This is a genomic window from Hyphococcus sp. (assembly GCF_041986965.1).
GTDB lineage: Bacteria > Pseudomonadota > Alphaproteobacteria > Caulobacterales > Parvularculaceae > Hyphococcus.
The window spans coordinates 1-12776 of sequence record NZ_JBHIXB010000004.1 but is presented as its reverse complement, the minus strand read 5'-3'; the positions used below and the strand labels follow the sequence as shown (position 1 = coordinate 12776).

Annotated in this window: 14 protein-coding genes; 4 read left to right on the top strand and 10 right to left on the bottom strand. The window is 60.0% G+C overall.

All coding sequences use genetic code 11. The features are described 5' to 3' along the window. Position 1: 1 nt before the first annotated feature. From radC to sfsA, 4 genes are all read right to left on the bottom strand, one after another. Entirely contained in the window at positions 2-727 is a 726-nt protein-coding gene (gene radC, locus ACFC5L_RS16510) for a RadC family protein (RefSeq protein ID WP_375203794.1), read from the bottom strand. An 81-nt stretch (positions 728-808) separates the two neighbouring features. Beyond that, on the bottom strand, positions 809-2056 hold the full coding sequence (locus ACFC5L_RS16505; protein WP_375203793.1) for a PAS domain-containing protein: 1248 nt from the start codon (positions 2054-2056) through the stop codon (positions 809-811). Positions 2057-2207: 151 nt separating this feature from the next. Next, on the bottom strand, positions 2208-3053 hold the full coding sequence (gene map, locus ACFC5L_RS16500) for a type I methionyl aminopeptidase (protein ID WP_375203792.1): 846 nt from the start codon (positions 3051-3053) through the stop codon (positions 2208-2210). After that, entirely contained in the window at positions 3050-3775 is a 726-nt protein-coding gene (gene sfsA, locus ACFC5L_RS16495) for a DNA/RNA nuclease SfsA (protein WP_375203791.1), read from the bottom strand. The genes map and sfsA overlap by 4 nt, the downstream gene beginning before the upstream one ends. A gap of 179 nt (positions 3776-3954) precedes the next feature. Here sfsA and ACFC5L_RS16490 point away from each other — a divergent pair, with 179 nt between their 5' ends. Beyond that, positions 3955-5331: a TadE/TadG family type IV pilus assembly protein gene (locus tag ACFC5L_RS16490; RefSeq protein WP_375203790.1), complete on the top strand. Its 1377-nt coding sequence runs from the start codon at positions 3955-3957 to the stop codon at positions 5329-5331. Between the two features lie 32 nt (positions 5332-5363). Here ACFC5L_RS16490 and ACFC5L_RS16485 read toward each other — a convergent pair whose 3' ends face one another. Further along, a complete protein-coding gene (locus tag ACFC5L_RS16485) occupies positions 5364-5576 on the bottom strand; it encodes a hypothetical protein (RefSeq protein ID WP_375203789.1) in 213 nt (70 codons plus the stop codon). On the opposite strand from ACFC5L_RS16485, the gene ACFC5L_RS16480 reads away from it, so the two are divergent. Both ACFC5L_RS16480 and ACFC5L_RS16475 read left to right on the top strand, forming a co-directional pair. Further along, positions 5551-6309 (top strand): competence/damage-inducible protein A, encoded by a 759-nt coding sequence (locus tag ACFC5L_RS16480; protein ID WP_375203788.1) that lies wholly within the window; start codon positions 5551-5553, stop codon positions 6307-6309. The genes ACFC5L_RS16485 and ACFC5L_RS16480 overlap by 26 nt on opposite strands. Further along, the gene (locus ACFC5L_RS16475) at positions 6310-7686 is read left to right on the top strand and encodes an L-serine ammonia-lyase (protein WP_375203787.1); all 1377 of its coding nucleotides are present in this window, start codon (positions 6310-6312) and stop codon (positions 7684-7686) included. On the opposite strand, the gene ACFC5L_RS16470 is transcribed toward ACFC5L_RS16475, so the two are convergent. The 5 genes from ACFC5L_RS16470 to ACFC5L_RS16450 all read right to left on the bottom strand — a co-directional run bounded on the left by ACFC5L_RS16470 (position 7687) and on the right by ACFC5L_RS16450 (position 11268). Further along, positions 7687-8205 carry a PH domain-containing protein gene (locus ACFC5L_RS16470; RefSeq protein WP_375203786.1) on the bottom strand — a complete coding sequence of 173 codons (519 nt, stop codon included), beginning with the start codon at positions 8203-8205 and terminating at the stop codon, positions 7687-7689. A 26-nt stretch (positions 8206-8231) separates the two neighbouring features. Next, positions 8232-8666 (bottom strand): phasin family protein, encoded by a 435-nt coding sequence (locus tag ACFC5L_RS16465; protein WP_375203785.1) that lies wholly within the window; start codon positions 8664-8666, stop codon positions 8232-8234. 91 nt (positions 8667-8757) lie between these two features. Beyond that, positions 8758-9993, bottom strand: a complete 1236-nt coding sequence (locus ACFC5L_RS16460) for an oxidoreductase (protein WP_375203784.1) — start codon at positions 9991-9993, stop codon at positions 8758-8760. A gap of 103 nt (positions 9994-10096) precedes the next feature. Then, complete coding sequence (locus tag ACFC5L_RS16455; protein WP_375203783.1) at positions 10097-10645, bottom strand: VPLPA-CTERM sorting domain-containing protein; 549 nt, start codon at positions 10643-10645, stop codon at positions 10097-10099. A 206-nt stretch (positions 10646-10851) separates the two neighbouring features. Further along, positions 10852-11268 carry a group II truncated hemoglobin gene (locus tag ACFC5L_RS16450; RefSeq protein ID WP_375203782.1) on the bottom strand — a complete coding sequence of 139 codons (417 nt, stop codon included), beginning with the start codon at positions 11266-11268 and terminating at the stop codon, positions 10852-10854. A gap of 660 nt (positions 11269-11928) precedes the next feature. Here ACFC5L_RS16450 and ACFC5L_RS16445 point away from each other — a divergent pair. Beyond that, complete coding sequence (locus ACFC5L_RS16445) at positions 11929-12321, top strand: endonuclease domain-containing protein (RefSeq protein ID WP_375203781.1); 393 nt, start codon at positions 11929-11931, stop codon at positions 12319-12321. Positions 12322-12776 lie beyond the last annotated feature (455 nt).

The following is a 12776-nucleotide window of genomic DNA, read 5'->3' as shown; positions in this document are numbered from 1 at the left end:
TCTATAAAAGTCCGAGGGATTTGAAGCTCGCATGTTGATCGTGGCCAATAACCAGATGATCATGAACGCGAATATTGAGCGCGGCGGCGGCTTTTACGATTTTGTTGGTCATGTCGACATCGGCTTGCGATGGGGTCGGGTCGCCCGATGGGTGGTTATGGACGAGAATGATCGCCGAGGCGCCAAGCTCCAGCGCGCGCTTTACAACTTCACGGGGGTATACTGGCGTGTGGTCCACGGTGCCGCGCTGTTGAACTTCATCGGCGATGAGGATGTTTTTCTTGTCGAGAAAAAGAATGCGAAAAAGCTCCGTCTTTTCGTCCGCCATGGATGCGCGGCAATAGGAAAGGAGGGCGTCCCACGACGAAATGACGGGACGCTTCAGGACGCGCGCCTGGGAAAGCTTGATCGCCGCCGCCTGAACGATTTTCAGCTCCTGCGCCACGTTCTCCGAAACGCCTTTTATCTCCATCAGGCGCTCCACCGGCGCGGCGATAACCTGGGGAAATCCGCCAAATGTCGCGATCAGCTCTTTCGCCAGCGGCTTTACGTCCTTTCTGGGAATGGCTCTGAAGAGAATAAGTTCCAAAAGCTCGTAATCCTGGACGCCTTCGACGCCGGCTTTTTTAAACCGCGCGCGCAAGCGTTCGCGATGGCCTTTCGCGTGGTCGGCGGCGTGTTTTGTCCGTTTGTCGTCAGGAGCGTCGATCTTCAAGCCCGTGTCCATATGCGTGGCGCCGCAATGGCGAGGGCTACAGAATTGAACAGTTTACGGCTCGACGCAACCGACAGATAGGAGAGGCAGGCGTCAGGCGGCGCGTTCCGCCTGCTTGCGAAGGATATCCGTTTCCTGCTGGATCAGCGTGTTTGTATGTGTGAGCGTCCGCAGCGCGCCTGTGACGGTCCTTTGATAGGTTTCAAGCTTGTTGAGAAGGTCGTCGACGCGGTCTTTGACGCCCAGATAGTTGGAGCACTCGACCTTGCCGACGACGCGCATCACTTCAAGGCCTGTCGCAAGGCGATCAAGATCGAGACAGGTCCTGCGGAAGCCGTTGCATTTTATGGATATGTCGCTCAGGCTGTCTTGCGCTTTGGCCACATATTCCGCTTGCTGACGGCGCAACAGGTCCATCTCGCGCTCGCGCACGGATTGATGGGTTTCGGTTTGTTCCTGACCGAAGAAGTCCAGCACCTCGCGCTGCACGCGCGCCGTGCAGACAAGAAAATAGCTGGTGTTGATAGCGTCAACAACACTTTGCGCCGAGGCGATAAAGCCTTCGACGAGAGTGTGCATGTCTTTCGACAAAAGGCTGTAATTATCGGAGATGACGCCGATCGCGGCGCCGTCATCGCCAAGCTGGGAGGCGAGAATACGGAAGTTCGTGGGAACAATCTCGCTCGCTTTATAGGCGGCTGCGATATTTTCCGCTTCTCGTAACAGCGACTGGGTGACTTTCAACAGCTGATCGAATCTGAGGATCACGCCGTCTTCATTACTTCCAAGATGATTGTCGCGCGACATGAGTTCTTTGCCGAGCGCGGCGGTCATGAACGCTGCGTAGTTATCGAACCCGAGTTCGTTGAGCTTGCTGAGCAGAAGCTTTGCGCTGTCTTCCGGGGAGAGGTTTTCGCGCCGCTCCTGTTCGGCGAGTGCCGGATAGAGGTTCTCGATGATCCCGAAAAACTCGCTGCTCGGGCGCAGCCGCACAGACAGATAACCGCCGTCCACTGGCGTCACCAGCGCGAACACCCAGTAATAGCGCCCGTCTTTCGCCTTGTTTTTTACGTAGGCGCCGATGGGCTTGCCTTCCTTGATCGTCTTCCACAACAGCCAGAACACCGCGCGGGGCGTGTCAGGATGGCGGACAATCTTGTGAGGCTTGGAAAGCAACTCCTCCCAGCTATAGACGCTGACGCGCTGGAAGACGCTGTTGCCGTATTTGATAATCCCGGCCAGGTCTGTTCGCGAGAAAAACAGCTCGTCAAAACCGAACGCGCTCTCGCCCGAATCGATGTCGCTATGGGAGGGATCGATAGAAGGGGTTGCGCGCGCCATGGCTGGAAGTCGGACCTTTTCTGGAATCTGTTCCAGAAGCATTGCGCCAGCGCTGTTAATAAACGGTCAATATTCGCAGCCGGTGCGGCGATAATCAGGCGCCGGAATGTCGCAAGAGCGGTTCAGCAAGCCGTGTTGGCGGGCGGGCGCTTTAGTAAGGAGGCTGGTCGAGGCCTTTGGGCGACTTTGTAAAAATCTCAAAGCCGGTCTCGGTGACGCCGATCGAATGCTCGAACTGGGCGGAGAGGGACTTGTCGCGGGCGACGGCGGTCCAGTTGTCTTTCAAGAGCTTCACGTCAGGCTTGCCCTCATTGATCATGGGCTCAATGGTGAAAAACATGCCGGGTTTCAGTTCCGTGTCCGGCGCTTCGTGAACGCCGCCCCAGCGGTCTTTATATTCCGCATAATGAACGACATTAGGAGCGTCGTGGAAAACCCGGCCGAGGCCGTGACCGCAAAAATCGCGCACAACGGAAAAGCCCTGTCCTTCTGCGATGGTCTGAATGGCGCGGCCGATATCGCGCAGGGTCGCGCCGGGCTTCACGGCGTTAATCCCGGCCATCATCGCGTCATAGGTCGTGTCAACGAGGCGGCGCGCCTTCACCTTGGGCTCGCCGGCGTAATACATCCGGCTGGTGTCCCCATGCCAGCCGTCAACGATGACGGTGACGTCGATATTCATGATGTCGCCGTTTTTCAAAATCTTGTCGCTCGGAATGCCGTGACAGATGACGTGATTGAGCGAGATGCAGCTTGCGTGGCGATAGCCGCGATAGCCGATCGTGGCCGAAAGGGCGTTGTGATCGAAAACGAATTTGCGGATGAGATCGTCGAGATGCTCCGTGGTGACGCCCGGCTTCACCTGCTCGGCGATCATGTCTAGCGCCGACGCGGCGAGCTGGCCCGCCTTGCGCATGCCGTCGAAATCCTCGGGCCCGTGCAGCTTGATAGCGCCGGGGCGGACGACGTCGTCTTCGTCAAGAATGGCTTCGGTCATCGGGACTCCAGTTCGATCTCCAGCGCCTTGCGCAGGACCGCCTCATTCGTGGTGATTTCGCAATCGTAGCACAAAAGTTCAACCCCCGCCGAGGCCGCGTCTTTCAGGGCCCTGGCGTAGGCGGGGTCGAGATCGGCGGCGGGCGCGAAACGGCGGCAGTCGCTGCGCTGGACCACAAAAAGCATGACGGCCCGCGCGCCCTCATCGGCCACCCGGGAGAGTTCCTGGAGGTGTTTCGCGCCTCTTTTGGTGACGCTGTCGGGAAATTCCGCAAGGCCCGGCGTGCGCGACAGGTGGACATTCTTGATTTCCACATAGCACGGCTTTTTTCGTCCTTTTCCTGATTTGGCGCCGGACAGGAGGAGGTCAATGCGGCTCGCCTCGCCATATTTCACCTCGCGGGCGATATCGCCATAACCGGAGAGCTCGGGGATGACGCCTTTATCGATAGCTTCGGGAACGATGCGGTTGGGGTTGGTGGTGTTCACGGGGATCAGGGTTCCGTCGATCTCCACCAGTTCCCAGGAAAAGGCGAGTTTGCGTTTCGGATCGCCATGCTCGTGAACCCAGACACGGGCGCCGTCCACAGCGACTCCGAGCATCGATCCGGGGTTGGCGCAATGGGCGACAACCTCCCGCCCATCGTCCAAAATAATATCAGAAAGAAAACGTTTGTATCTTTTTTTTAAACGCCCGGTAAGCAGCGGCGAGGGCAAGCGCATTTTGACATCCTAACCGGAACATGAGGTTAGGTGGTGAATTGAACGGTTTTTCCTAAAATTGCAAATAGCGAAATATATTCTCTGTTAACCAGTCTGAATAATACATTTTTATCTTCTTGAACGGATATTCAACAGCACGGCGGGGGAGAAAACTGCCGAGGCCAAGGGGGCCGTGCATTATGTTTGGATTTGCGAGAGACATAAAAGGCAATGTCGCCATGCTGACGGCGCTGATGACGCCGCTTGTGCTGGGGTTTGCAGGCGGCGGCGTTGATTTTTTCCGCTGGAATAATGAGCGCGCAAACTTAAAGCAGCTTGCCGACACCTTGGCGACGCGCGGCGCGCGCGAGTTTTTGCTGGCGAACGCTACGTCTTCCCAGATCGAAGCGGTCATCAATAGCGTGCTTGAGTCCGGCTATGCGCAGAATTATGGATTCTCCTCCGTCGTGAGCGAAGTCTCGACCGATTTGACGGAAGGCGCCGTCACCGTAAAGCTGACCATGCCGCCTTCGAAAGGGCTCATCCTAACGAATTACGTGCCTTTCAAACTCGACCATGACATTACCTCCACGGCGGTCGCCATGGGCGGCATGAATGTCTGCGTCGTTGCACTGGAAGATCTTGATCGCGGCGCCGTGTCGGCGACGACCAATTCGAAATTGCTCGCCGATGAATGTTCGATCATGTCGAACTCCATTTCGACCGAAGGCGTCGTCGCCAGCGGCTTTTCGAAAATTCAGGCCGGCATGATCTGTTCGGGTGGCGGCGCTTATGGCAACAGCAATAATTACGCGCCGATGCCGACGATGGATTGCCCCGCCTATGCCGATCCCTTGTCCGAGCGTGCGGCGCCGACTGTTGGCTCTTGCGACTATATCGACGCCGCTTATGGCGAGAAGATCACCGATCTCATCGACGCGGCTGCGGCGACTGTGACCAGCTCGGCGGGAAGCCTGATTTCACAGGCGGCTCAGGGGCTGGACGACGTGGCCGGCACTAACAGCCTCATCAACAGCGATGGCCTCAGTGAAACCACATACACACTCAATCCCGGCGTCTATTGCGGCGGCATCACGGTTGGCGCGCTGGCGAATGTTGAGCTCAATCCCGGCACCTATGTCATCAAGGACGGACCGTTGCTGGTCGGCATTGGCGGCAAGGTTTCGGGCGAGAATGTCTCCTTCTATCTTACCGGCGCCGACTCGACCTTCTTCTTCGGCCCGGAAGCGGTGCTGAGCCTGACCGCGCCGAAGGTAGGTCCGCTCGCCGGCATTCTTTTCTTTGAGGATCGCAGCGCCCCGGAAGGCCGCATGCACCGTATTCTGTCTGACGATGCGCGCGTCTTGCTCGGCACGTTCTATCTGTCGCGCGGCGTGTTGCTGGTGGCGAGCCTTCTGCCCGTCGCCGACCAGTCCGCCTATACGGCGATTGTCGCGAGGAAGCTTCAGATGGCGGGCAACCCGACGCTGGTGCTCAACGCCGATTACGCCGGCACCGACATTCCGGTTCCCGAAGGCGTGGGCCCCGTGGGCAGCACGGTTTTCCTCAGAGAGTAGGCGGCGAAGCGGGTCGGTCGGGCCCGCAATCGTCAGTTGAAAAGAGCCTTGAAGAATTCAACAGATGTGTTGAATTCTTCGTTTTTTTCCAGTGTTGGTGCAAAGTTATCCACGGGCTTCGGGGCCGGGCTATAGTCCGCCTTCGCCGCCAGCCGCCCCGGTTTGACCGCAGACCGGACGCGGCCTAGAGCCATGGAAAACAGATCAGGAAAGCAGGCCATGAGCATGCAGAAGACAGCCGCCATTCTCGCCATCGGCGATGAACTCCTTTCGGGGCGCACGCGCGACGCGAATATGCATTATCTCGCGGGCTGGCTGACCGAGCGCGGCGTCGCGCTGACGGAGGCGCGGGTCGTGCCCGACGACGCCGCCATGATCGGCGATGCGTTGAACGCCCTGCGCACGCGCTATGATTACGTTTTCACGTCGGGCGGGATCGGCCCTACTCATGATGACATCACGGTGGACGCCATTGCCGCCGCGCTCGGCGTCAAGGTGATTGAGCACCCCCGCGCCGCCGCCATGGTGCGCGCCTATTATAAGGGGCGGGATGTTGAGGTGACGCCGGCGAGAATGCGCATGGCGAGGACGCCGGAAGGCGCCGAGTTGATTGAAAACCCCGTCTCCGGCGCGCCGGGCGTCAGGATCGAAAACATTTTTGTCATGGCCGGCGTGCCGCGGATCTTCCAGGCGATGCTGACCGCCATCGAAGGCGCGATTGAGCATGGCGCCGTCATTCATTCGCGGGCCGCGACAGCCCGCAGCCTGCCTGAATCCACGCTGGCCGATCAGTTGCGTGACATCCAGTCCGCTCTGAAAAATGTCACGCTCGGCAGTTACCCCATCGATGGCGATGAAATGGGCGTCACGATCGTTGCGCGTTCGCCTGACGCGGCGACGGCGGAACAGGCGATCAATGCGGTCGCCGCCGCCATGCGCGCCCTCGGCGTTGAGCCGGAGATGGAAGACAGAAAGTAAATGCTCTCGGTCTTTGATATTTTCAAAATCGGCATCGGCCCGTCGTCGTCGCATACCGTGGGACCGATGCGGATTGCGCGGCGTTTTCTTGAAGAGGCGAAAGCGGAAGGCGTTCTTGATCGCGCGGCGCGGGTGAAAGTCGACCTTCACGGCTCGCTGGCGCTCACCGGCGTCGGCCACGGGACAGACACGGCGTCAGTCCTCGGCCTGCTCGGCTTCGAACCGGAGACGACGGACCCGAATGAAGCGGAACGCGCCATTGACAATGTGAAGACGCAAAAACGCATCGCGCTACATGGCGGGCCTGCGGTCGCCTTCGACTGGAAAGCGGATATCGACCTTATGGGCAATGTGGTCCCGACGGTCCATCCCAATGAAATGCGGCTGACGCTCTATGCCGAAAACGGCGCCGATCTGTTTTCGCAAATCTATTATTCTGTCGGCGGCGGCTTTATCGCCAGCGACAAACAACTGGCCGCGCCCGCCGAGGACGATCTGATTGCGCAAGCCCGCGCGGGCCGCCATCAGTTTGCGAGCGCGACGGAGTTGCTCGCGATCGCCCGTGATACAAATCTCGCCCTGCACGAGATCATCCTTGAAAATGAGGACGACCACCGCCCGCGCGCCGAGACGGAAGCGATGCTCGACAAAATCTGGGTCGCCATGCGCGATTGTATCGAGCGCGGTTTGAATACGCGCGGCGAGCTTCCGGGCGGGCTGAAAGTCAAACGCCGCGCGCCGTCGCTTTATGCAAAACTCGTCGAAGCGCCGCTCGCCAATGAACGCGAACAACTCTTCGACTGGCTCAATGTCTACGCCATGGCGGTGAATGAAGAGAACGCCGCCGGCGGGCGCGTCGTCACGGCGCCGACCAATGGCGCTGCAGGGATTATTCCCTCTGTGCTCAAACATTATTGCTGCGTCGACGGCGAAAACCTCCCGCAGATCCGCGTGTTCCTTCTCACGGCGGCGGGAATCGGCATGCTCTACAAACAGCGCGCGTCAATCTCCGGTGCGGAAATGGGTTGCCAGGGGGAGGTGGGCGTTGCTTGCTCCATGGCGGCAGGCGGGCTCGCCGCGGTCTGGGGCGGAACGCCGGGGCAGGTGGAGCACGCCGCTGAAATCGGTATGGAGCACAATCTCGGCCTCACTTGCGATCCTGTCGGCGGGCTCGTGCAAATCCCGTGCATTGAGCGCAACGCCATTGGCGCGGTGAAAGCCGTCAACGCCGCACGTCTCGCGCTGCGGGCCTCCGACGAACATAAAGTTTCGCTGGATCAGGTGATCGAGACCATGCGTCAGACCGGTCTCGATATGTCGCGCAAATATAAGGAAACTTCCGAAGGCGGACTCGCCGTCAATGTGGTGGAATGTTGATCAGGCGCGTTGTTTCGCCAGGCCGCGCGCAGTGATTAGCGCCGTCTCAATTTCCCGGCGCACGCGCATGGGACCGCCGACAACAGGAAACTCAACAACCGCGGCGCCAGTGCCGCGCACTTTAAGAGTGCCGTAGCCGAGGAGGCGGCCAAGAAAAGTTTGTTCGACCAGAACTTCTTCGATTTCATCCAGCATGACTTCGTGGCTGGTGCGCGCCACCATGCCGGTCTTGAGAATAAGACGCACGGAGGTGACGGCGATCACCGTCGTCCATTTATGCACATAACGCCGCAGACAGATGACAAGGCCGAGCATGAATGCGGCGCCGGCGACGAATAAAAACATATGTCCGTAAGGGTTGTGCGCGAAATAATCCCGCGCGGCGCTGTAGACCCACATGCCGGCGGGGATAGCGGAGAAGGCGAGCCAGAACCAGCTCTGAACATCATAGGTCCAGTTGAAATGCGCGCGGTAAAGATACTCCTCGCCCGGCGCGAGCGTTTCTTTCACATAAGGCATGTTATCTCGCTCGCCGCCGCAACGCCTTACGCCGCCGTTTCGCTTTGGGCGCCGCGTTCATCGAACTCCTCAAGGACTTCCTCGGTGCGTTCTTCCACCGGGGCGAGGGTGTGATTGGCGACGTCCGCCGCGATATGCAGCCATTTCGAGGCGGCGTCGGCGTAATCGCGCAGCGCTTGCTCAACAAACGTCGCCTGTTCGTGAAAAGCTTCATGGCTGGTCTTGGCGGTGATGACTTTTTGCGCGCCGGCCACATCCTTGGCGAGGCGCATATTCATGAAACCGACGACCTCCCAGTTGAGTTGCGCCGCACCGCCGAAACAGGCGCGGGCTGCGCGGGTCGCGAAATCGAGATTGCGCGCGCTTGCGCTTGCAAAATCGCCGGGATCGAACAGCGGGAAGGGGGTTACGGTTTTAGTGTCGGCATCTTCTGGGGTGGCGGCTTTTACGGACTCGGTCACAGGCAAACCTCCGATGTTAGACGCGTCATAAGTGTTAACGCTTTTACCAGACGCGTTTCAAGAGAAAGTTGACCTGCATCAACTTGCGTCGTCATGCGTCGCCAGCGTCGCGGCCCGCGTCCTGATCTGCCCTCTGATCTGCCCCCTGATCTACCCTCTGACCAGCCTTGTGGGCGTCTTCGATGAGGCTCGTTCCTTCGCCGTCAAAGGTTCCAAGATCAGACCGTAAAAATGCGCGCACATCGCCGAAACGGCTGGCGCGCACTTTGTTCACCCATTCCGGGTCGGCGATCTGGCCGCGCCCGATGGCGATGAGATCGAACTCGTCCGCGTTAAACCGCCGGAGAAGCTCGCGCATCCCGCGCTCCACATTACTTTCCGCCTCGCGGTCTTCGAGGAGCGATGACATGACGTCGATGTCGAAGCCGATGCTGCCCACGGTGATGACGGGCAGGCCGCCGACTTTTTTCGACCAGCCCGCGAGGTTCAAAGTCTCATCGCGGTCCGGCCATTCCGGTTCCCAGAACCGCCGCGTTGAGGCGTGGAAGATGTCGGCCCCGGCCTCGCGCCAGAGCGTCAGCATGGTCTCCAGCTCGTCCGGCGTCGCAGCGATCTTCGCCTCGTAATCGGCTTCCTTCCATTGCGAGTAGCGGATCGAAATGACAAAGCCGGGACCGCAGGCCGCACGCACACCCGCGATGATTTCCGCATGCAGCCGCGCGCGGTTTTCAATCGGTCCGCCATAGGCGTCGTCGCGGCGGTTCGTGCCCGGCCACAAAAACTGGTCGAGCAGATAGCCGTGACAGGCATGGATTTCGACCCCGTCGGCGCCGGCTTCCTGTGCGAGCAGTGCGCTACGGATAAACGCGGCGCGCAGATCGTCGATCTCGGCAAGGCTCGCCGCGCGCCCGTTCTCCTTGCCGGGAAAGGCGAGCCCCGAGGGCGAGAGCGTCGACGCATGTGCTTCGGCGCCCGTGCCGGCGTCTTCTTTCCGCAGCGCGCCCTCATGCCAGAGCTGGATCAGCATATATCCGCCTGCGGACTTTACCTCGGCGACGCAATCTTTCCAGGCGGGAAGCGTCGCCGGATTGATCCGCGCAAATTGCGGCACATTCGTCGCCGTCGGGTGGTCGACCGCACAGGATTCGGTGATCACCATGGCGACGCCGCCCTCGACCCGGCGGCGGTAATATTCCCCGAGGATGGGGAGCGGGGCGCCGTCCTCGCACCAGCTTCGTTGCATGCCGGGCATGATGAAGCGGTTGGCGAGTGTGACGCCGCCCAGCCGGAACGGCGTGAATAACGGCGCGGGGTCGATCCCGGTCAAAGCGCGTCTCCCTCCTCGGTTCGAGGCCCATGATGGGCCGCCGCCGCGGAAGATCACGCCACCATTGGCGCAAGAAAACGCAATCGCCCTTGCGGGTCGGCGTTCAGGCCGTCTTGCGGCGGCGCATCAGGCCGATGCCGCCGAGCCCGGCGAGGAACAACGGCAGTGCGGCCGGAAGCGGCACTTCGGACATCGCGCCTTCAACCGCGATCACGCTGAACGCATAGGCCGACATGTTTGAGTTCGTGACGGGCACGAGGTTGGCGTAATACATCCCCGCCAGAAACTCCGGTCCGTAGAGCGCCGCATCGCTGGAGCCGCCGGCCTCCACAAGATCATAGTTGGTTCCATTATACCGATAGAAGAACACGACCGTATCGACGCCCGACAGAATGTCGATATTGAGCGTGAAGGCGCTCGCCATCTCAAAGCGGATCGTGTCGCCCTCATCCGGACCGGTCGTGCCGGACGGGCCGCCGTCGAGCGTGCCGAGAAAGGTGTTGTTGCTGTCGGTCAGGAGACCGAAATCGACATTGCCGAGATCGCCGCTCACGGACTCGTCATAGATCACGGCGGCGTTGGCGGCGCCGGTCATGACTCCGGTGAAAACGAAAGCGGCGGCGACAGCGGTGATGGCGGATTTGAACTTCATGATCTCCCCCAAGAGGTTCGGGCCCGGGGCCGCGGCTGCGACCCCCTGAGCGTTCACCGCCAGCGTTAACCATCTGTTGCGCCGCGTCAACGGCTAGGGACCAGGTTAAGGCCCCGATTGGCCCGCAAATGGTGTGATCGCGCCATGCTTTTCCTTTCTACATGTGTCCTGCTGGGCGGTTTCACGGGCGGCCCATCAGCGCGGTGTCAGCTATTGACCATGCCGGCGCACATGCGGCGTAAAACCTCGATCATCTGTTTGGCGAAGTCCGGCTCGATCTCGCAGTCGTCGACGGCGCGGGCCATGGCGCCGGCCCACTCCTCCGCGAGCCCTTCGTCAATCGCGAGCGGGCGATGCAGCGTCATCATGCAGGTCTTTTCGCGATTGTCGAACCAGCCGCGCGGGCCGCCCATCCAGGCGATGAGAAAGCCGGTGAGGGAGGCGCGCATGGGCGCAAGGTCCGGCGCATGCATGGCGCGCAAGGCGGCATAGGCCGGGTCCGTCTCCACGAGGTCGTAAAACCGGTTGACGATGCGCGCGACCGGCTCGGCCCCGCCGATCATCTCATAAGCGGTCGCCGGTTTCGGTTTTTCCGCTTCGGTTACGCTCACATCTGTCGGCATGTCGTCGGACCCTTTCAATACGCGCAGAAACCTATGGGCGCCGCGCAGCGGCTTGGTTGATCTGGATCAACGCCATAGCCCCAATCTGCCGCGGCCGACTTCGGCGCGAGCGTATAAGACGGAGAGGCGCGGGGCGTGAAACGTCCATCGCACTTTTAAGTTTAAGGGCGCATCACGCCCCGCATTTGCAGCGTTGTTCAGCGTCGGCGGGCCCGGCCGTAATCATGACCGCCGGACGGTTTTACCCGCCAGACGTTGAGCCATGAGAAAGCCCGGGCGCTGCGACCGGCCAGCGTGAAAGCCTTCCGTGACGCCGCTCCCCCGGAATGAAAAAGGAGGAACGGCGAGGCTTGTCACCCTGCGCGCCGCGATCCGGATCAATGAGTTACGGCAGCGCTCACCGCCTCTCCCTATCCGGACTGCCGCGCAGTATAAGGCCATAAAAAAGGTGGTGAAATTTTATTCACGGGGTCCGGAATGGCCTTATACTCGGCCGGCCCCCATCACCCCTGTTGTTTCGGAAACCCCCATCGCCTCGCTCCGCTCGGCACTTCCCCCGTAAACGGGGGAAGAGGGAACACGCCTTACGCTCAGAGCTTCTCCTCCCCCATGTTAATGGGGGAGGTGTCGCGTAGCGACGGAGGGGGTTAAACTCTAACCATGCCAATCCGCAGACCCCACAGAAACGCACGCACGTTGCGTCAAACGATGCCCGAAGCGGAACGGCGTTTGTGGGCGCGTCTCCGCAACAGAGGGCTCGGCGGCTTTCGTTTTCGCCGTCAGCACACGGTCGGTCCTTATGTCGCCGACTTCGCCTGTGTTGAGGCAAGGCTTGTCATCGAATGCGATGGCGAACAGCATGGGTTTCCCGACGCGCTTAAACGTGACGCCGCGCGTGATGAATTTATGAAGAAACAAGGCTGGATTGTTTTGCGGTTCTGGAACAATGAGGTCTATGACAATATGGACGGCGTTCTGGAAAAGATATTGGAGACGGCGGAAAATTCTTCTCGCTTTTTGAAAACGCAAGCGCCTGACGATAACGCGGAGTAGCCCCCATCGCCGCCCCCGGAACAAGTCCGGGGTCGGCACTTCCCCCGTGAACGGGGGAAGAGAAACCAGCCTCATGCTCAGAGTTCCTCCTCCCCCGTTTACGGGGGAGGTGTCGAGGCCAAAGGCCGAGACGGAGGGGGCTCGCCTCATCGAATGGCAGGGCATTGGCCCGCCTATGAAGCGATAGCTGCTGCCTCAGAATTTTTGATTAGCCAGTCTACACCCGTAATGATGAGCTCTAATCCACTTGAGAACAAAACTATCAACAGAGCGCAAAGAAGAATCAGAATCGGAATCGTAAAGTATGTGGTTGAAAATCTGTCAGCTATGGCCTGACCCATCGAAGTGCTCCGAGCCATTTGTTAGACTCGGCGGGTTGTGGGGTGGCGCTCATGCCGCCACGCCCTGAGCGTAAGGCGGCATGAACGGTCTTGGCAAGACGGTTTTCGGCGCGG

What these genes read in the sequence shown, in the direction of transcription:
- ACFC5L_RS16455 (WP_375203783.1), bottom strand. Translation starts at nt 10,645, where the DNA reads ATGAAGTTCAAATCCGCCATCACCGCTGTCGCCGCCGCTTTCGTTTTC.
- ACFC5L_RS16445 (WP_375203781.1), top strand. Translation starts at nt 11,929, where the DNA reads ATGCCAATCCGCAGACCCCACAGAAACGCACGCACGTTGCGTCAAACG.
- map (WP_375203792.1), bottom strand. Translation starts at nt 3,053, where the DNA reads ATGACCGAAGCCATTCTTGACGAAGACGACGTCGTCCGCCCCGGCGCT.
- ACFC5L_RS16485 (WP_375203789.1), bottom strand. Translation starts at nt 5,576, where the DNA reads ATGGCGGCTGTCTTCTGCATGCTCATGGCCTGCTTTCCTGATCTGTTT.
- ACFC5L_RS16470 (WP_375203786.1), bottom strand. Translation starts at nt 8,205, where the DNA reads ATGCCTTATGTGAAAGAAACGCTCGCGCCGGGCGAGGAGTATCTTTAC.
- ACFC5L_RS16480 (WP_375203788.1), top strand. Translation starts at nt 5,551, where the DNA reads ATGAGCATGCAGAAGACAGCCGCCATTCTCGCCATCGGCGATGAACTC.
- radC (WP_375203794.1), bottom strand. Translation starts at nt 727, where the DNA reads ATGGACACGGGCTTGAAGATCGACGCTCCTGACGACAAACGGACAAAA.
- ACFC5L_RS16475 (WP_375203787.1), top strand. Translation starts at nt 6,310, where the DNA reads ATGCTCTCGGTCTTTGATATTTTCAAAATCGGCATCGGCCCGTCGTCG.
- ACFC5L_RS16450 (WP_375203782.1), bottom strand. Translation starts at nt 11,268, where the DNA reads ATGCCGACAGATGTGAGCGTAACCGAAGCGGAAAAACCGAAACCGGCG.
- ACFC5L_RS16490 (WP_375203790.1), top strand. Translation starts at nt 3,955, where the DNA reads ATGTTTGGATTTGCGAGAGACATAAAAGGCAATGTCGCCATGCTGACG.
- ACFC5L_RS16505 (WP_375203793.1), bottom strand. Translation starts at nt 2,056, where the DNA reads ATGGCGCGCGCAACCCCTTCTATCGATCCCTCCCATAGCGACATCGAT.
- sfsA (WP_375203791.1), bottom strand. Translation starts at nt 3,775, where the DNA reads ATGCGCTTGCCCTCGCCGCTGCTTACCGGGCGTTTAAAAAAAAGATAC.